This is a genomic window from Bradyrhizobium elkanii WSM2783 (assembly GCF_000472865.1).
In the GTDB taxonomy this organism is placed as follows: Bacteria; Pseudomonadota; Alphaproteobacteria; order Rhizobiales; family Xanthobacteraceae; genus Bradyrhizobium; species Bradyrhizobium elkanii_A.
In genome coordinates, this window is the sequence record NZ_AXAP01000082.1 from 20,197 (window position 1) to 36,964 (window position 16,768).

Here is a 16,768-nt window from a genome sequence, read left to right on the forward strand (position 1 = left end):
CGGAATGACGAGAGAGGTCTTCGTTTCAGGCCGTCTTGATCCAGACCGCCTTGACGTTGAGATATTCCTCCAAATGCTGCTTGCCGGATTCACGGCCGTAGCCGCTCATCTTGTAGCCGCCGAACGGCACCGCCGGGTCCATCGCCTGGTAGCAGTTGACCCAGACCGAACCGGCGCGCAGCGCGCGCGCAACCTGGTGCGCCTTGCTGACATTGGTGGTCCACACGCCGCTGCCGAGGCCGAACATCGTCGCATTGGCGCGCTGGATCAGTTCATCCGTGTCCTTGAAGGCGATCGCGGAGATGACGGGCCCGAAGATCTCCTCCTGCGCAATGCGCATATTGTCCTGCACATTGGCGAATACCGTCGGCTGCACGAAATAGCCTTTTGCCAATGGCCCTTCGGTCAGCCGCGCGCCGCCGGCAACCGCCCTCGCGCCTTCCTTCTGGCCGATATCGAGATAGTCACTGACACGATCCATCTGCTGTTGCGACACCAGGGGGCCGATCTGCGTGTTCGGATCGATCCCGTTGCCGACCTGCAGCTTCTTGCCGAATTCGGCGACACGGCCGACGAACTCGTCATAGACCTTCTGCTCGACGAACAACCGCGTACCGGCGCTGCAGATCTGCCCGGAATTGGCGAACACCGCCATCGCCGCGCCCGGCACCGCCTGATCGAGATCGGCATCGGCGAACACGATGTCCGGCGACTTGCCGCCGAGCTCAAGCGAGACGCGCTTGAGGTTGCCGGCCGACGCCCGCACGATCGCTTGGCCCGTGACGTGCGAACCGGTGAAGGCGACCTTGTCGACGCCCGGATGTGAGGAGAGCGCCGCGCCTGCGGTCTCGCCGTATCCCGGCACCACATTGACGACACCAGGCGGAATGCCGGCTTCCATGCAGAGCTCGGCAAGCCGCAGCGACGTCAGCGGCGCTTCTTCCGCCGGCTTCAGCACCACCGTGCAGCCGGTCGCGATCGCCGGGCCGATCTTCCAGACCGTCGCCGCCAAGGGCCCGTTCCAGGGAATGATCGCACCAACCACGCCGACCGGCTCCTTTAAGGTGTAGGAGAAGATCTCGCCCGGCAGCGAGTTCTCGATGGTCTCGCCATGCAGCGCGGTCGCCTGCCCGGCATAATAACGAAGCATGCCGAGCACGCGCAGGCGGTTGCCGCGGGTGCGGCTGATCGGCGCGCCCATGTCGAGCGTATCGAGCTGCGACAGTTCCTCGAAGTTCTTCTCCACCAGGTCGGCGAGCTTCAAGAGCATGCTCTGCCGCTCGAATGGCTTGACCTTGCTCCATGGGCCCTCGAAGGCACGACGCGCCGCTGCCACCGCGCGGTTGATGTCTTCGGCATCGCCTTCGGCCACCGTCGCGAGCAATTCGCCGGTCGCGGGATTGTGGGTCTCGAACTTTTTACCGGAGGCCGCATCGACCCATTGGCCGTCGATCAGCATCTTCTTGTAGGAACCGTCCGCGTAGGGGTGACGCGTGATCGGAATTGCCTGTGTGACAGCCATGTTTGCACTCCCTTGATATGGAACGAGATTTATATGACGGGCCTTGCAGGTTTCAGACCCGTTATATGCGGAACTCTACAACGGCGACCAGAATCCGTAAAGCAGCCGGCCTCTTGGCGGGCAGTGCGGCAATGAAGACCTCCCATGCACCTTCGCGCATGGCATGCCCGCCGTGTTAGCCTACAGATCGCTGCCACATATTTGTCGGAGAGAGACGATGCCCCACCCCGCCATGTCGCCAAATCATGTCGCCGTAATCACCGGAGGCGCGTCCGGCATCGGGCTCGCCGCCGCCATGCGCTTCGCAACTTCGGGCATGAAAGTATGCGTCGCCGACGTCAGTGCCGTCAGCCTCAAGGAAGCCGCTACAAAACTGTCATCGATCGCGCCCGGTGGCGCCGACAGCATCATGACCGAAACCGTCGACGTCAGCCGGTTCGAGGACCTCGTGAAGCTGGAAAGCGCGGTGCAACAACGGTTCGGCGGCACCGACATCCTGATGAACAATGCAGGCGTCCAGCCGGGCAGCCAGATGTTCGGTCCGCACGAGAACTGGCAGCGGATTCTCGGCGTCAATCTGTGGGGCATCATCAACGGCACGCAGGCCTTCGTGCCGCGCATGATCGAGCGCGGGCGCGAGGGCCTCGTCATCAACACCGGCTCCAAGCAGGGCATCACCACGCCTCCTGGCGATCCCGCCTACAACGTATCCAAGGCCGGCGTGAAGGCGTTCACCGAGGCGTTGCAGCACGAATTGCGTAATACGCCCGGCTCCCGTCTCACCGCACATCTGCTGATCCCCGGCTTCGTCTTCACCGGCTTGACCGCACGCGGCCGCGCCGAGAAGCCGGCCAGCGCCTGGACGGCCGAGCAAACGGTCGACTTCATGATCGAGCGGCTGGACGCGGGCGATTTCTATATCCTTTGCCCTGACAATGATGTGCCCCGGCAGCTCGACGAGCGGCGCATCCTCTGGGCCGTCGGCGACATCGTCGAGAACCGTCCCGCACTGTCGCGCTGGCATCCGGATTATGCGGATGCTTTCGCGGCGTTCGTAAAGGGAAAATAGTCGCCGCCTCACGGATATCGAGCAGCGCTGCAGCGCTCCTCCATGCGAATTCCGGGACCGCGACCGCAGCTTTCGCGCCGCGGTCGCTTTTTCGCCCGCAACAAAGCGGGCGTTTTCATTTCCGATGTAATACCGCGGCGCTGCTCCGACTGCGCCGTTCAATTCTCTCTAAACTGGAATTTAAAGACGCTCGCACGGAGTTGAGCGGTGTGCGCATCGCGATCTCGCAAATGATCGCCACCTCATCATGATCGCGGGCTGGGTGCGATACTGACGGAGTGGTGTAATGTTACGCAAGATGGTTATCGCATTGTTGGCGGCCGCATCGGTTGGTCTTGCGGCAGCGCCGACGGTTGCGTTGGCGCGTGGCGGCGGAGGCGGCGGCGGCCATGGTGGCGGCTTTGGCGGTGGCGGCGGCTTCCACGGCGGCGGATTTGGTGGCGGCGGCTTTCATGGCGGGGGATTTGGCGGTGGCGGATTCCATGGCGGCTTCGGCGGCGGTGGTTTCCGCGGCGGCTTTGCCGGCGGCGGATTTCACAACGCCTTCGGCGGTATTCATCAGGGCTTCGGCGGATTCCGTGGTGGCGGCTTCCACGGCCGCGGCTTCCATGGACGGCGCTTCGCCTTCGGCACGGGCTTCGGCCTCGGCTTGTACGATCCCTATTATTACGATGACTATGCCTACGACTATCCGTACGGCTATGGCTACCCGTATTACGGCTACGGCGACACCTATTACGACAACGGCAATTGCTATGTCGTGAATCGCCGCGTCCACACCACGCACGGCTGGCGTACACAGCCGACGCAGGTCTGCGGCTGATAGGCGAGCGGAGATCCAAAGGGGCCGGCGGATTTCCGCCGACCTCACACCGTCTCCGGCGTCAACGCCAGCAGCCGCCGCACCAGCGCGAGCGCGGTTTCGGTGGCGGGATCGGCTGATGTGACGGGCACGGCGAGCACGATCAGGTCGACCGGATCATGCGAGAGCACGATCACATGCGTGGCGCTGTTGGCCGCAATCAGCGAGAGCACGCGCTCGACCGCGGGGTCGTCAGGTGAAAAACCCCAGGGCGCACCCGACCGGCGCAGCACCCGCTGCGTAGCGAACAATTCCCGCAAGCGCGGCGGATCGTAACTGGCGAGCTCGGCCTCGCGGTAGCGCCGCGCGTGCTCGAAGATCGGATGCCGCGCCAGTTCGGCGATCAATTCGTCACGCGTCCTCGCCGTCGACAGCGCGGCCGCATTCAAGACCCCCGGCTCCTGCGCCTCGAACACCGCGCGCAGCGCATCCGTCATCAGGGCGATCGTGAGCACGCCGGCGACCGCGACCGCGCAGAAGCGCTCGATCTGCGCGGCATCGACATCGCCGGCGATGAAGGCGGCGGCGATGCCGAGCAGCGCCGAGCTGCCAAGCCGCAAGGTCATCAGCGCAAGCCCGTGACGCCGCGTCTCGGCACCGCCCCCTGCGATCAGGATCACGGTCACGGTCAAGAGCGCGCCGATCGCACCGAGCCGGACCGGGATGCCCGGAAACAGCGTGCGGAAATCGGTGATCACGAACGGAATCACGATCAGCGCGCCAGCTGCGAGGCGTCCGATGCTGCGGTTTTCCGACGCCATCAGCGAAGCGCGATCGCGGCGCGCGAGCAACAAGGCACAGACGAGAAAGCCCGCAAGCTGGAACAGCGACAACGAAACAGCATAAGCCGTCGTGAACCGGGCAAGCCCGAGCGCGCCGCCAAGGCCGAGCAGGATGCCGCCGAACACCGCCAGCATCTTCACCACGCGCGGCGCATGCCGCCGCAGCATGCCTTCGGTCACGACAAGCGCGCCAAGCGGGATCAGCGCCGCCGGAATGACGCTCAGGCGATCCAGCACATCGCTGCCGCTCCACCACGCCACGCCGCGCACCAGGAACAGGAGCGCGATCACGCCGAGTCCGAACAAGAGGCGCCGCGTCAGCGGGCTGTTCGGGTCGCGCCAGTAGAACGTCATCATCGCGACGCAGAGCCCGATCGCACCGCAGAGATTGACGATGGAATCGGCGACGATCCCGGGATTCATCGGCGCCCATCCTTGTCGCGAGAACGCGGCCGCAGCGAGCCGAACGCGCGCGTGTCATCCAACCAGTGGAAGAACGGTAACACCAGCCGCTGCAACGCCAGCACGGCGGAGGCGGCAATCAGCGCCGGCAGCGAGCCCGCCGGCACCTCGCTGGTCAGATAGCGCCGCGCGCCGGCCAGATCGATGCGGCCGAGCTGCAGTACGTCATCGCCGCGCGCATAATCGAGCTCGCGAGCGCAGAACTCGCCATAGATCGCATTGCGGTGCTTTGGCGCGATCTCGAAGCTCTTCTTCAGCGCATCCGAGCCGCCGGTGTAGGCATTGGTGATGACGAAGCGCTCTTCGTCAAAGCCGGCCTCGGAACCGACACCAAACACCGCGCGATGACGCGCCATGATCCCGCGCGCGAGCTGCAGATGCGCAAAACTGCGCCGCGCGCCTGATAGCGGCGACGGGTACACATCGGAAAATGTCTCACAGACCATGCCGACCACCGCCGGCACCTGCGTGACATTGGAAATCCATTTCGGACGCAGCCCGTCGCGCGCGAACAGCACCAGTGCGGTCATGCCATAGAGCACCCAGGACAGCCCCTGCCCGCGCACGTCAGGGTCGACCATGACGAGGCCGAGATGGGTGACGTCGATCGGTGCGCCGTCGAGCTCGACCTCCATCACCGACAGCGCATTGAAGGCGATCGGCCGTCCGGTTTCCTCCTCGGAGATCAACGTGACGATGGCGCGCGCGAGACGCTCTGGCTCGCCGGAGAAGATGCCGTACGTCAGGCTCTCCTGCGGCAGCGTCTTGGCGGCCACGACGCGGAGCTGCGAGACCAGTGCCGCCAATTCCTCCTGCCGCAGCGAGACGCCCGGACGCTCGACGATGCGCGTGCGCAGCCCCGCATGCGTGCGCAAGGTGAGATCGATGTTTGGCTGCGACAAAGCCTTGAGCCAGAAGGCGGCGTGGCCGGGTAGGCGCGTTAGTACCGCGCCGGCTTTATAGAAGCCTTCGCGCAAGCGCGAGACTGAGATTCCGCTCCAAGAAGACGCCATGCCGCTGCCCTGTCGGGCCAGATTACTGCCCTTCACCCATTAAGGCGCTGTGAGCGCCGGCCGGCGCTCATCGTCGGAAGGTAAATGCTCTCTTGCGCGCCGTCATCGATCTATCCTCGCGGCGAAAAGCGGCGGATGCCAGACATCCGCCGCCTCGCGAAGTTCGTTCCATCTCCGGCTGCCTGGTCAGGCCGCCTTGGACACTTCCATCAGGATCCGTTCAGCCTTGGCATCCTCGATGCGATTCACCAGCCTGCCGCTTTCGTGGACGTCTCGCACCGTCTTGGTCAGGGTGACGCAGGTCTGCACCAGCATCACGATGCCCATGGTGAGATAGCCCTTCATCCAGAGATCGACGGGCAGGAAGAATATGCCGACGCCGACCAGGAAGGCGGAGCCGAGGAAGGAGGCATAAGTGAAGGTGACCCACGCATTGCTGTGGGGCTGGACGTTCTGATTCATGACAATCTCTGCTTAAATGAACAATGTTGAGGACTTGAAGGTTCAGGCAGTAGCTGCGCGCCCGGCTTTGAGCCGTGCGAGCACGTCGTCGGCAGTCGACTTCATGCGCGGCCCAAGGCCCTGCTCGGCGAGCTTCTCGGCCGTGGCGAGCGGTCCGCTGGCGGCGTCGAGTTCGATCAGCGCCTCGTCGGCGGCCTGCGCTTCCATCTGCCGTTCGCGCAACTTGCGCAGCGTGTTCTCCGCCTCCGGCAGCGTGGATTCGTATGGGCGCACCGCCTCGATGCCGCTCCGGCGCAGCGAGCGCACCGCGATGCGGCGGCCGCGGTCGAGCTCGGTCAGCCGCGCCTCGGCATTGGCGACATGGCGCTTCAACCGCGCGATCTCCTGACCAAACAGTGTGCGCGCAGTCATCGCGGCGTCGCGGTCGGCTTCGAGATTGGCGATCGCCTGCGCGGCCTCCCGCGCCAGATCCTCACGGCCGCCTTCGAGCGCGGCCGTGGCGCGCAGCTCGAGATCGCCGATCCGCGCATTGGTCGCCTCGAGCCGACGGCCCTCCTGCTGGTCTCCGGCAATCGCCAGCGCCAGCGTTCGCTTGGAGCGATCGACGGCAGAGGCTGCGTCGCGCACCTGCTGGTCGAGGATGAGGAGGGCCGAGCGATCCTGCAGCTCCTCCTCCGCCGCGGCCAAGGTGCCGCGGAAAAGCGTGAAAACGGTTTTGAACATTTGCCAGCTCCCTGTTATGAGCATTGCTCACATCATCTTTGGTAGCTGGAACTTGAGCGCGGTTCAATAATTTCTTGAGCACCGCTCACAATGTGATCGACATATGTCCAAGGCCCTGGAACGACGAGCCAAAAACCGCGAACGGCTGATCGAAGCGGCAGAGCGGTCGATCGCCGCCAGCGGATTGGCCGGCCTGAAGACGCGCGATCTCGCCAGCGAACTCGGCATCGCCAATGGCGCGGTCTACAATCTGGTCGAGGACGTCGACGAACTGATCCTGCGGATAGGATCGCGCACACTGGCGCGGCTCGACGCGGCCCTCACCGCGGCGGAGCGGGACGGTCCGGCGGATCCGACCGACACGTTGGTCCGCATCGCGGTCGGCTATTGCGATTTCGCCGCCGACAATCTCGAGCTATGGCGCGCGTTGTTCGAGCACCGGATGGCGCCGGGCAAGCCGGTCCCGGACTGGGCGATCTCCGAGCAGATGGACCTGTTCGGCCACATCTACCGCCCGCTCGCCGCGCTCTTTCCCGCGCGCTCACCGCGAGAGCTGAGCGTCACGGCCCGCAGCCTGTTCTCCGCCGTCCACGGCATGGTCGCCCTGGGGCTGGAGCACAAGCTGATCGCAGTGCCCATCGAAGCCTTGCGCAGCGAAGTCGCCACCATCGTCCGCGCGATGGTCGAGGGATTGAAGGCAGCGAATTTATAGGGTGAGCAAAGGCGCAGCGACGTGCCCACCCTCTCGCCCCTCATGGTGAGGAGCGCGTAGCGCGTCTCGAACCATGAGGCCCCGCCGGTGGCCTCGCCCTTCGAGACGGCCGCTACGCGACCTCAGGGTGAGGAGAAAGATTGGAATACGCAGCATGTGCAGGGTGGCAAAGGCCCGCCTGCGACGTGCCCATCATCAAGGAGTCGCTCGCAATGGTGGCACGCTTCGCTTTGCCAGCCCCACAACTCCGGGCCCGCTCTCTCCACGTCGTCCCGGGCTTGACCTGGGACCCATAACCACAGGAAGTAGTTTTGCGATGACTATGACCGAATCCTATCGAGACATCACGCGGCATGGCCCCGCCTTCGCGGGGACGACACGCGGAGGAGGCAGGAACGATGCGCGTTGGACCATTGGCGGCTCTCACTCTCTTTCTTTCGATCAGCGGCGCGAGCGCGGCTCCAGCTACCTCCGCTTCAGGATCGGCGGCACTGGCGCTCGCCGCCGTGGTCGCCCAATACTCGCCGATCGCCGCCGCGCCCAAGCGCACCGTCGCTTCCTTCTTCAAGGGCGACACCAATTTTCCCTATGGCGGAAAGATCTCCGTCACCGCCGATAACATCGTCTGCCGCACCAGCAATGTCGACATCACGTCGCGCTCCTGCGAGATCACCTTCAAGATCGCCAAGCGCGCGCTGAAAGGCCGCGACGCCAACGAATTGTTTGCAACCATGCTGATGGCGGGCATCCCTGCCGAAGGCGCCGCCGGATCGAACATCGCGGGCCTGTCGAAGCTGACCTGCACGATCGATCCCAAGGTGATCAAGCAAAAGGCCGGCGGCGGCGCCGACTGCACTTTCGAGCCGGGCAATCAGCCGTAGACCGCCGGTGACTACGGCAATCGTTCTCAGGACGGATCGAACGCGAGTTGAATCTGGACGTTGAGGCGATCCGGAAGTTCGGCTGGGATGGATGGAAGAGGCTGCGCCCTCTTGATGGTCTCGATCGCCTCGGTATCGAGCAGTATCTGGCCGGAGCTTGTTTTCACCCAAACGCCCAGGAGGCGCCCTTTCCGGTCGATCGAGAAGAACGTTTCGACCGTGCCCTGAAGCTTATTGTGGGCCGCCGCGGGATAACGCTGAAATCTTGCAATGTGCTTGAGCAGGCTTTGTTGAAACTTCAGCAGGGCATTATTCGGCACCACATTCGCCACGGTCGAACGACGTGAGATGCTGGGGATGCTGGGACTGGCTTCAACAGGCAGGGACGCGCGGTCGGGCGACTTGATCACAACCTCATCCTTCGCCTGATCATCCGGCTGTTCGGCTTCAGGATTCGAATGGGCTACATTCGCCGTCGTCGCCTGCGAAGTCGAATCGACTGGAATCGGTGTCTCCTCGCGTTGAGGAACCAGGCGCACCTGTATTGTAGATGTCGGTCCTTGATCGACCGACGAGGCGGCTGGGCGCTGTACCTTGATCCAATAGATGCCGCCGGCAAACAACAGCACCGCCAGAGCCGGGATGATGACGAGACGCGCCACTTCTGCGTTGGACCAGGCCGTCGGATCTCCTGCAGTGAGCGCGGCCTTTATCCGGTCCGTCTCCCTTGGGGGCAACGGATCATCTGAACCGTCCATCTTCATATGGCGGGCGCTTTCGCCAGGATAGGCGTGAGCTTCGCGATGCCGCGAACGCCGGCGATCGGAACGCCACGGACAGACCACCTATCGAACTGCGGTACGAACATCTCTGGAAAAGGCCAGTCCGGTCATCTGAGGCGCGCCAAGCCCCTCAGCCAAGCATGATGGCCATCTCTCTATATAGGATTTGTGACATGCCGCTAAAACGGACTGGCGCCGGAAACCGAAACAGGCCTCCGACCGCCTGCATGGCGCGGCTCCGCGCCCTGAAAACCGATATCCCCGACGCCCGCCGTGACTCGGCGAGAGTCGCATCGCAAACAAGCACAACCTTGGCGCGCTCGTCAGTGCACTTTGTGCCAGAGCAAAGGCAGAAAGTGTCAGGCGACGCGCGGACGTGCGGTTTGTGCCATCTCGCTCACGCTTTCTTCGCGTCGACCGTTAACCATAGGAACACGAGCGCATGCGTTAGGACAGCCGCACTGATGGAAAGTTGCAGCGTTCCCAGATTTCAATTGCGGATATTTTATCAATTGGAGCGTCCGGTCATGATTGAACGTCGTGCCCTAGAACGTGTTCAGTTGAACCAGTTCGCATTGCTTTCGTTTAGCGGGATTTCGGGAGTTCATCCCTGCCTGGTGAGAAATCTCCACATGCGCGGTGCTGGTTTGTACTCGAATTCATTTCACTTCTTTGCCAACGACTTCCTCATGTCGTTTGACGGCTTCAAGTCGAGCACGCACTGCCACGTCGTGTGGAGGCGCGGCTACGAATGCGGCGTCGTGTTTCCTTCAGGGTATCTCCACAGCGAGCTCGAGATCTTGTCAGCGCAGGTGTGACAGACGGCTCGTCCCAGGAAGACGCGCATGCATCGCGCGGACGATGACGGCGGGGGGTCATTTGACGCTTGGATCAGATACCCAAGCCGTCGCGGCAGTCCGTCTTCGCTTTCACTTCGTTCAAGCTACGCCGGACACGCTTCGCCCTGGCCTGCTCCGCTTGGCTGCGCCACGCGTAGCCCGCCAGGGCGAAGCGTGGTGGCGGAGGCAGTCACATGCGAACCGGTCTCCGCGACGAATTCCCTGATATCAGGGAATTTACTGGGAAAATTCGCTGTCTTCGGGTCGTCCGGCGGCATGCTGCGGCAAATAGATCCGAACAATCCGGCGCTTAGCGGAATCCTACTTGAATCGGGAGCAGGGAATTTTTTGTGACCGAGCAGGGAATTATACGGCGCGAACAGCGAGATGCAGACCCGCGATCACCCGCGCCGGGCAAGCTTTGACCTTGAAAATAGCAGCAGTTTCATCTATGTAATTTGTGCCTGAGATGGGTTGTTGAAGGTGCGGCATGGGCCGTGTCATTCACCTCATTACGACAGGGACCCGGCATGGGCCGGAGCTGTTCTTAAGGTACCTCGACGCTGCATGGGCAGATTGCGTGGTTTCGGTTCACACCGGGGCTGCGCTTTTTGTGCGCGCGCTCCCAACGGAAGGAGTCGTCCATGATGATTTCGAGAGGCCGTCACGCTGCTCGGATCCAACCTACGCACTATCACTTGCTGCATCGTGAGGAGGCTAACGATGAGCGATCAACCTAAAGAAGAGGAAGCGGTCGGCTATAAGCGTCCGCCGAAATCCGGTCAATTCAAAAAGGGCGAATCCGGCAATCCCGGCGGTCGACGAAAGAAAAATGGCCCAATCAAAGTGGACGTGGAGAGCATTTTTCAGGAGCTTTTTTCGGTCAAGGTAGCGGGTCAGACCCGAACGATGTCAGCGAAGGAGGTTGAGATACGTCAAATCCTAAAAAAGGCGATCGAGAAAAAGGACTTTAGGTCGACCGCATACCTGCTGGCGTTGTTCGAAAAGCACGGCTGCATTGCGGAGCCGGAAAATAGAACAAGCGGCGTGATTTCCCTTCCATACAACCTCCCGTACCGAATGTCGCTGCTGATACTCGAACGATACGGGCTTCCGGAGAATTGGACGAAAAGGCAAATCGCCTGGGGCCGCAAGCAATATGAGGCAACAATGACCGAGCAGGAACGTCAGTACGAAGCAGCGGGGATTATATGATGAGCAAGCAAGAAAAAATCGGACGAGGTCATCCACCTGTTCACCGGCAGTTCGGCCGCGGACAAAAGCGTGCCTCGGGACGGCCCAAGGGCGCCCTGGGCGAGAAGGCAATCGTCCAGAAAATTGCTGGCGAACTGCACGAGATACGTGAGAGAGCCCAAGTCACCACTTATGAACTGCTGCTGAAGACGATGCGCAACCTTGCGATGTCCGCAGATCTGCGTGCGGCAAAATGGCTGTCCGATTACGCGCGGCGGAAAATTCCTGACCCCGATGATGGCGTCGGGTTTTTGGTAGTGCCGGAAACGATGCCGGAGAAGCTTTTTATAGAGCAAATGATGCTTCGCAATAGATTCGCTACTAATCCAGAACTCAATGAAGATCCGCTCTTCGCGTCCGATCCGCTACAGAATCGATCAGCTCGAGATTGATCGCCGGAGAGCATTAACCGTTGATCGCAGCACTCTGCCACATCCTCCTCCGCATGACTGAGCGCAAGGTGCAGAACCATTTTGTTGACCCAAACCTGGTGAGATGCTATCCATTTATAACCTGAGATGAGTTGACGGTGCTGCGGCATGGGTCGCGTGAACCTCCTCATTGCGAGCGGATAGCCGGCATGGGCCGGAGCTGTTCTTAAGGTACCTCGACGCTGCATGGGCAGATTGCGTGGTTTCGGATCAAACCGGAGCTGCGCATTTTTTATGCGAGCTCCTTAACCCATTGGAGCTTTCCCATGAATTTCCTATCGATCGAATATCAGCCTGTGAGCGCGCTTAAGCCGCGCGCCGCCAATCCCCGCACCCACTCGAAAAAACAAATTGTTCAGATCGCCCGCTCGATCCGGCGGTTCGGCTTTACCAACCCTGTCTTGGTTGGCGACGACAACTGTGTCATCGCCGGCCATGGCAGGCTCGAGGGCGCCAAGTTGGAGGGCATAACCGAAGTTCCGACGGTTCGCCTATCGGATATGAGCGAGGCAGAGATTCGTGCCTACGTCATCGCCGACAACAAGCTTGCAGAAAATGCCGGCTGGGACCGCAATTTACTCGCGCTCGAACTGCAGTACCTGACCGATCTCGAAATCGATTTCGACGTTACGCTTACGGGCTTTGAACTGCCGGAGATCGATGTTCTGATCGGCGAACTTTCGCCGGCCGCCAACGACAATGATGCGGCCGATGAACTTGTCGTGCCGGCTCCAGGCCCCACCGTTACCCGTCCCGGCGATATCTGGCAAATCGGCCCGCACCGTTTGATTTGCGCCGATTCAACCAAGGCCGAATCCTACCAGGCCCTGCTCGGCGAAGCGCGGGCACAAATGGTTTTTACCGACCCGCCCTATAACGTGCCCATCTCGGGCCATGTTGGCGGGCTCGGCGCGATCCAGCATCGGGAGTTCGCAATGGCGTCTGGGGAGATGTCCGAATCGGAATTTACGAATTTCCTCCGAGTCGTTTTCCGCCACCTCGCGGCGCACTCCGTTGAGGGCGCCATTCATTTTCAATGCATGGACTGGCGCCATGTCGGGGAAATGCTGGCAGCTGGGAATGCGGTCTATAGCGAACTGAAGAATATCTGCGTCTGGGCCAAAAATAATGGCGGCATGGGTTCGCTATACCGCTCGCAGCACGAGTTTGTTTTTGTGTTCAAGTCAGGTACCGCGCCGCACATTAATAATATCGAACTGGGCAAGCATGGCCGCTATCGCACTAATATCTGGAACTACGCTGGCGTAAACGCCTTTGGCGGCGACCGCTCGGACTTAAACATGCACCCTACCGTAAAGCCGGTAGCCATGGTTGCCGATGCCATCCAGGACTGCTCGCACCGCAAGGGCATCGTCCTCGATGGCTTTGTCGGATCGGGCACGACTTTGATTGCGGCGGAAAGGACCGGCCGGCGGGGCTACGGCATTGAGATCGATCCACAGTACTGCGATGTCTCTATTCGCCGCATGCGTTCTGTATGCGGGCTTGAGGCTGTTCTAAAGGCCACTGGCGAGAGTTTCGACCAGGTGGCGTCTAGTCGACTGCGTGCGGCGGAGACCTAGCAGCCTGCCTAAATGCAGGAGCCAAGCTAGGTTACGCGATCAACAAGCCAATCGAATAACCCAGCCCTCGTCGCGGCACTGGCAATACGCTCTGCCGGCCAAAGATGTAACTTTGGATGGTCGGCCGGCAGAGTGAGGGTGCTGGTCGCAGTGTGGTAGACAAAGAAAAAGCGATCGCAGCTCCCATCACGCTCGAAGCGGCCAAGGTAATCATTGAGTTCTGCTTGGGTGGAATGAGACTTGACTTGAACCCATGCGGTCTCGCCGGTGATGGGCTCGCTGAGAACGACGTCGACATCCGCTTGATCCCCACCCAGCGCGCTGATGCGCTGCCATCCTCCGCGCAAAAAGATCAGGTCGACGAGCGTTTCGAAGTCCCTCCAATTGAGCTGCCGTACCATCCGCAAGGCGATATCCGTTGTATCGGTGTGAATCGGCGCGGGGTCCGGACGTCGATCGGCACGATAAATTCTTGAACGCGCTTACATTCGCGGGGTCAAACTTGACAGATCGGCATCCAAAAGGACCCCCTTTGATCGGCGCGTTCTGCTGGTAGCGCTCGGCTCGTCGGAGCTGGCCGGGAGAGCGGAGACGAGCCGAGCGCGGTTTGTGTGATCATCGTCTCGGCTTTTGAATCGCCAGCTGTCATTGCCGGTTTCAACGATGTCGCAGTGATGGGTCAGCCGGTCGAGCAGCGCGGTGGTCATCTTGGCGTCGCCAAACACGCTCGGCCATTCGCCGAAGGCAAGGTTGGTCGTGACGATCACGGAGGCGCGCTCATAGAGCCGGCTGACGAGGTGGAACAGAAGCTGGCCACCGGACTGGGCAAAGGGCAGATAGCCGAGTTCGTCCAGGACGATGAAGTCCATTCGGGTTAAATGCTCAGCAAGACGGCCCTGCCGTCCGCTGCGGGTCTCGGCCTCGAGCTGGTTGACGAGGTCGACGACGTTGTAAAATCGTCCCCGGGCACCGCCGCGGATGCAGCTTCTCGCGATGGCGATGGCAAGATGGGTCTTGCCGGTCCCGGTACCGCCGACCAGCACGACGTTGCGTTGCTGGGCGATGAAGCCGCCGCCGGCGAGATCGTTGACGAGTGTCTGGTTGATCGGCGTGCCGTCAAACTGGAAGTCGGCGATATCCTTGGCAAGTGGCAGCTTGGCGATGGTGAGCTGGTATTTGATCGATCGGGCCTGCTTCTCGTTGATCTCGGCGGTGAGCAGATCGCCGACGATACGCTGGGGCTCGTGCTGGCGTTTGACGGCAGTCGCCATGATCTCGTCGAAGGCGGCCTCCATGCCATAGAGCTTGAGTTCGCCCATAAGGTCGAAGATTTGGGTTCGTTCCATCAGATGGTCCTCCGGAGGTTGTCGTAGCGGGCACAATCGGCGATCGGCGCATGGCGAAGCGTCAGGGCAGCCGGTGTCATGATGTTGGCCGGTGGAGCGGGCTCGCGTTGACGGGCCCGGATGTTGAGAACGACATCGGCGGAATGGACGCCGTGACCGAGCGCTTCGGCACAGGCGGCTTCCACCGCGGGCAGACCGTCAGTCAGCACCGCGTTGAGGATGTCGACCATCTGCCGATTGCCATCGTCGGTGCTGGCAAGCCTGCGCCGGATCCGCTCGATAGCGGCTGGCAGCACCCAGTCCTTGAAGGGGGCTCCATTGCGGAAGGCGCCAGGTTTGCGAGCCAGTACCGGCACATAGTGCCAGGGCTCGTAGGTCGTCTCGCCGCGCCCGAAGGACCGCTGATGCTCGGCGACGATCCGGCCGTCCTGACGGATCACGATGCGATCGGCATAAGCCTGGACCTCGACCGGGCGTCCGACTGCGCTCGCCGCCACCGAGTATTTGTTGTTGTCGAAGCGCACCAGACAGGTCTTGGAGATCGAGGCGGGCACGGCATGGAAGCCGTCGAAGCGGCCGGCACAGAAAACGCTAAATTAGCCGACATCCTAATAAGAATTTATGCCTGAAACCGCGACTTGTGCGGTAAAGATCGAACGGCAAACTGCAGCTGTATCCGATCAAAGACGCTCACGAGCGTGCCAAACTGCGGCGTAGGATGTCGGGAAAAAACTCTATAAAGGGATTCGCGCACCACTACCGTTTTGCTGGCGAACTCGGCAATATTCTCTTGTGCACGCAACATCTCCATGTAGACCTTTGAGAGCGAATAGACTTCTCCAGTCCTTAAAGCGCTTGTGAAGCGACGAGCCATTGCGGCGGCTTTCGGATTTCTTTTATTTGCGGACCCCCGTTTGGCTGGCTCGCCGTTCAGCGTCCGCTGCGATACCCCAGCTTGTGTTTCCACAACCAGCTGAAGCCCAAGCGCTCGAAGGACTTTGATCATAGTGGCCAACCTCGGTCCCCGCGAACCCACATGACGGAAATTGCGATAAAAAGTGACCCGATCAATTCCGGCTGCCCACGCAATATCAGTGGGGCCGCTTGACTGAAGCACTGCGGTGTCGATAGCGCGACAAATAAGCTGCAGATCATTCGTCGCGAAAGCTTCATTGAGTGATCGTTCCAGCTTCTTCGAATCAAATTCCAAACTGAACTCCTCCGACAAAAGCGAGGCCCGCACTCACCCGATTCCGCGCTGAAAAGCCTGTTCAAGAAGGTTTACGAAATCAATTTACCAGCTTCGTTTCGAACCTCCCCAGTATATCGGCTTCGCGCCTCTGTGGGACGGCAGCCATCTTGTCTTACCTGTCCAATGCCCTGATTTTACAGGCGCCTAAATCAAGACAGACTGAGCGGCTTGTGAGGTCTATTCGCTGCAAAAAGGCCTCAGAAGTTCCGCTGGGCGCGAAGCTGCAAGTGGACCGTGTCCTGGTCCTTGAACTCGTACCGCGCGGACGGCTTGGGCGCCGCCGGACCAAGAACCGCCGTGCCCTGGAATTTCTGATCGAGGTGCACCCAAAGGACTTCGGCCGAGAAGGTCAGGTCCTTGACCGGGGTCCAGCGGGTGATGACACCAAGCTGCGACAGATTGAAGTCGGGGTTGCAGACATAGTCCGCGCTGACCGCCTTGGCCGGCGTCGTGTAGTTCGCGCACATGAAGGCCTTGGCGGCGCCGTCATAGCGGACGGCCACATACGAGCCGAAGAGGCTCGACGACCAATATGGGTCCCAGTTGTGGTTGAACGCACCGCGAATGCCAAAGGCCTCCGTCAGATGCAGCGAGCCGTCGCCGCCGGCCGCGACCGGCAGATAGACCGCATCGGTCGTCGCACCGAACCCGATGCTCTGATAGGCGCCAAAAGTGCTGGTGCTGCCGAACATCGCAAAGCTCGGCGAGGTTGAAGCCGACGAGATGACGTACTTCGTCGCCCCCTTGGCATAGCTCGCGTCGATCTTGAGGTCGTCGCCGGCGCCGGTCGGGA

General features: G+C 61.3%; 18 protein-coding genes and 1 pseudogene. 8 read left to right on the plus strand and 11 right to left on the minus strand.

The window, feature by feature from the left end; translation table 11 throughout:
* Nucleotides 1-25 precede the first annotated feature (25 nt).
* Nucleotides 26-1,522 carry an aldehyde dehydrogenase family protein gene (locus tag YY7_RS0139915; protein WP_028168065.1) on the minus strand — a complete coding sequence of 499 codons (1,497 nt, stop codon included), beginning with the start codon at nucleotides 1,520-1,522 and terminating at the stop codon, nucleotides 26-28.
* 217 nt (nucleotides 1,523-1,739) lie between these two features.
* On the opposite strand from YY7_RS0139915, the gene YY7_RS0139920 reads away from it, so the two are divergent.
* Nucleotides 1,740-2,591 carry an SDR family NAD(P)-dependent oxidoreductase gene (locus tag YY7_RS0139920; protein ID WP_028168066.1) on the plus strand — a complete coding sequence of 284 codons (852 nt, stop codon included), beginning with the start codon at nucleotides 1,740-1,742 and terminating at the stop codon, nucleotides 2,589-2,591.
* A gap of 286 nt (nucleotides 2,592-2,877) precedes the next feature.
* Nucleotides 2,878-3,414: a hypothetical protein gene (locus YY7_RS61085; protein ID WP_028168067.1), complete on the plus strand. Its 537-nt coding sequence runs from the start codon at nucleotides 2,878-2,880 to the stop codon at nucleotides 3,412-3,414.
* A 44-nt stretch (nucleotides 3,415-3,458) separates the two neighbouring features.
* Here the strand turns inward: YY7_RS61085 and YY7_RS0139930 are convergent, their stop codons facing one another.
* The 4 genes from YY7_RS0139930 to YY7_RS0139945 all read right to left on the minus strand — a co-directional run bounded on the left by YY7_RS0139930 (nucleotide 3,459) and on the right by YY7_RS0139945 (nucleotide 6,895).
* A complete protein-coding gene (locus tag YY7_RS0139930; protein WP_028168068.1) occupies nucleotides 3,459-4,658 on the minus strand; it encodes a hypothetical protein in 1,200 nt (399 codons plus the stop codon).
* The gene (locus tag YY7_RS0139935; RefSeq protein ID WP_245287576.1) at nucleotides 4,655-5,710 is read right to left on the minus strand and encodes a hypothetical protein; all 1,056 of its coding nucleotides are present in this window, start codon (nucleotides 5,708-5,710) and stop codon (nucleotides 4,655-4,657) included. Before YY7_RS0139935 ends, YY7_RS0139930 begins: the two co-directional genes overlap by 4 nt.
* A gap of 186 nt (nucleotides 5,711-5,896) precedes the next feature.
* Entirely contained in the window at nucleotides 5,897-6,172 is a 276-nt protein-coding gene (locus YY7_RS0139940; protein ID WP_028168070.1) for a YiaA/YiaB family inner membrane protein, read from the minus strand.
* Between the two features lie 42 nt (nucleotides 6,173-6,214).
* Nucleotides 6,215-6,895, minus strand: coding sequence for a PspA/IM30 family protein (locus YY7_RS0139945; RefSeq protein WP_028168071.1), 681 nt, complete (start codon nucleotides 6,893-6,895; stop codon nucleotides 6,215-6,217).
* 103 nt (nucleotides 6,896-6,998) lie between these two features.
* On the opposite strand from YY7_RS0139945, the gene YY7_RS0139950 reads away from it, so the two are divergent.
* Together YY7_RS0139950 and YY7_RS0139955 are read left to right on the plus strand one after the other, a co-directional pair.
* Nucleotides 6,999-7,607, plus strand: a complete 609-nt coding sequence (locus YY7_RS0139950; protein ID WP_028168072.1) for a TetR/AcrR family transcriptional regulator — start codon at nucleotides 6,999-7,001, stop codon at nucleotides 7,605-7,607.
* Nucleotides 7,608-8,005: 398 nt separating this feature from the next.
* Nucleotides 8,006-8,488 (plus strand): hypothetical protein, encoded by a 483-nt coding sequence (locus YY7_RS0139955; RefSeq protein WP_028168073.1) that lies wholly within the window; start codon nucleotides 8,006-8,008, stop codon nucleotides 8,486-8,488.
* Between the two features lie 26 nt (nucleotides 8,489-8,514).
* Here the strand turns inward: YY7_RS0139955 and YY7_RS54340 are convergent, their stop codons facing one another.
* Nucleotides 8,515-9,252 carry an energy transducer TonB family protein gene (locus tag YY7_RS54340; RefSeq protein ID WP_155255521.1) on the minus strand — a complete coding sequence of 246 codons (738 nt, stop codon included), beginning with the start codon at nucleotides 9,250-9,252 and terminating at the stop codon, nucleotides 8,515-8,517.
* A 545-nt stretch (nucleotides 9,253-9,797) separates the two neighbouring features.
* On the opposite strand from YY7_RS54340, the gene YY7_RS54345 reads away from it, so the two are divergent.
* The 4 genes from YY7_RS54345 (at nucleotide 9,798) to YY7_RS54350 (ending at nucleotide 13,377) form a co-directional block, all read left to right on the plus strand.
* Nucleotides 9,798-10,088, plus strand: a complete 291-nt coding sequence (locus YY7_RS54345; RefSeq protein WP_051397160.1) for a hypothetical protein — start codon at nucleotides 9,798-9,800, stop codon at nucleotides 10,086-10,088.
* A 744-nt stretch (nucleotides 10,089-10,832) separates the two neighbouring features.
* On the plus strand, nucleotides 10,833-11,324 hold the full coding sequence (locus YY7_RS0139970; protein ID WP_028168074.1) for a DUF5681 domain-containing protein: 492 nt from the start codon (nucleotides 10,833-10,835) through the stop codon (nucleotides 11,322-11,324).
* On the plus strand, nucleotides 11,324-11,755 hold the full coding sequence (locus YY7_RS0139975; protein ID WP_155255522.1) for a DUF5681 domain-containing protein: 432 nt from the start codon (nucleotides 11,324-11,326) through the stop codon (nucleotides 11,753-11,755). The genes YY7_RS0139970 and YY7_RS0139975 overlap by 1 nt, the downstream gene beginning before the upstream one ends.
* Before the next feature lie 305 nt (nucleotides 11,756-12,060).
* On the plus strand, nucleotides 12,061-13,377 hold the full coding sequence (locus tag YY7_RS54350; RefSeq protein WP_035692147.1) for a site-specific DNA-methyltransferase: 1,317 nt from the start codon (nucleotides 12,061-12,063) through the stop codon (nucleotides 13,375-13,377).
* A gap of 26 nt (nucleotides 13,378-13,403) precedes the next feature.
* Here YY7_RS54350 and YY7_RS54355 read toward each other — a convergent pair whose 3' ends face one another.
* From YY7_RS54355 to YY7_RS0140005, 5 genes and pseudogenes are all read right to left on the minus strand, one after another.
* A complete protein-coding gene (locus YY7_RS54355; RefSeq protein ID WP_051397161.1) occupies nucleotides 13,404-13,778 on the minus strand; it encodes a restriction endonuclease in 375 nt (124 codons plus the stop codon).
* Nucleotides 13,779-13,859: 81 nt separating this feature from the next.
* Nucleotides 13,860-14,723 carry an IS21-like element helper ATPase IstB gene (istB, locus tag YY7_RS0139990; protein WP_028168076.1) on the minus strand — a complete coding sequence of 288 codons (864 nt, stop codon included), beginning with the start codon at nucleotides 14,721-14,723 and terminating at the stop codon, nucleotides 13,860-13,862.
* An 8-nt stretch (nucleotides 14,724-14,731) separates the two neighbouring features.
* A pseudogene (locus YY7_RS0139995) lies at nucleotides 14,732-15,304 on the minus strand (Mu transposase domain-containing protein); the annotation flags it as partial.
* 38 nt (nucleotides 15,305-15,342) lie between these two features.
* Entirely contained in the window at nucleotides 15,343-15,933 is a 591-nt protein-coding gene (locus YY7_RS57070; RefSeq protein ID WP_155255523.1) for a hypothetical protein, read from the minus strand.
* Nucleotides 15,934-16,172: 239 nt separating this feature from the next.
* Nucleotides 16,173-16,768 (minus strand): porin (locus YY7_RS0140005; protein WP_028168078.1); only part of this gene is annotated, 596 nt, incomplete at its 5' end.

What these genes read in the sequence shown, in the direction of transcription:
- YY7_RS0139915 (WP_028168065.1), bottom strand. Translation starts at nt 1,522, where the DNA reads ATGGCTGTCACACAGGCAATTCCGATCACGCGTCACCCCTACGCGGAC.
- YY7_RS0139920 (WP_028168066.1), top strand. Translation starts at nt 1,740, where the DNA reads ATGCCCCACCCCGCCATGTCGCCAAATCATGTCGCCGTAATCACCGGA.
- YY7_RS61085 (WP_028168067.1), top strand. Translation starts at nt 2,878, where the DNA reads ATGTTACGCAAGATGGTTATCGCATTGTTGGCGGCCGCATCGGTTGGT.
- YY7_RS0139930 (WP_028168068.1), bottom strand. Translation starts at nt 4,658, where the DNA reads ATGAATCCCGGGATCGTCGCCGATTCCATCGTCAATCTCTGCGGTGCG.
- YY7_RS0139935 (WP_245287576.1), bottom strand. Translation starts at nt 5,710, where the DNA reads ATGGCGTCTTCTTGGAGCGGAATCTCAGTCTCGCGCTTGCGCGAAGGC.
- YY7_RS0139940 (WP_028168070.1), bottom strand. Translation starts at nt 6,172, where the DNA reads ATGAATCAGAACGTCCAGCCCCACAGCAATGCGTGGGTCACCTTCACT.
- YY7_RS0139945 (WP_028168071.1), bottom strand. Translation starts at nt 6,895, where the DNA reads ATGTTCAAAACCGTTTTCACGCTTTTCCGCGGCACCTTGGCCGCGGCG.
- YY7_RS0139950 (WP_028168072.1), top strand. Translation starts at nt 6,999, where the DNA reads ATGTCCAAGGCCCTGGAACGACGAGCCAAAAACCGCGAACGGCTGATC.
- YY7_RS0139955 (WP_028168073.1), top strand. Translation starts at nt 8,006, where the DNA reads ATGCGCGTTGGACCATTGGCGGCTCTCACTCTCTTTCTTTCGATCAGC.
- YY7_RS54340 (WP_155255521.1), bottom strand. Translation starts at nt 9,252, where the DNA reads ATGAAGATGGACGGTTCAGATGATCCGTTGCCCCCAAGGGAGACGGAC.
- YY7_RS54345 (WP_051397160.1), top strand. Translation starts at nt 9,798, where the DNA reads ATGATTGAACGTCGTGCCCTAGAACGTGTTCAGTTGAACCAGTTCGCA.
- YY7_RS0139970 (WP_028168074.1), top strand. Translation starts at nt 10,833, where the DNA reads ATGAGCGATCAACCTAAAGAAGAGGAAGCGGTCGGCTATAAGCGTCCG.
- YY7_RS0139975 (WP_155255522.1), top strand. Translation starts at nt 11,324, where the DNA reads ATGAGCAAGCAAGAAAAAATCGGACGAGGTCATCCACCTGTTCACCGG.
- YY7_RS54350 (WP_035692147.1), top strand. Translation starts at nt 12,061, where the DNA reads ATGAATTTCCTATCGATCGAATATCAGCCTGTGAGCGCGCTTAAGCCG.
- YY7_RS54355 (WP_051397161.1), bottom strand. Translation starts at nt 13,778, where the DNA reads ATGGTACGGCAGCTCAATTGGAGGGACTTCGAAACGCTCGTCGACCTG.
- istB (WP_028168076.1), bottom strand. Translation starts at nt 14,723, where the DNA reads ATGGAACGAACCCAAATCTTCGACCTTATGGGCGAACTCAAGCTCTAT.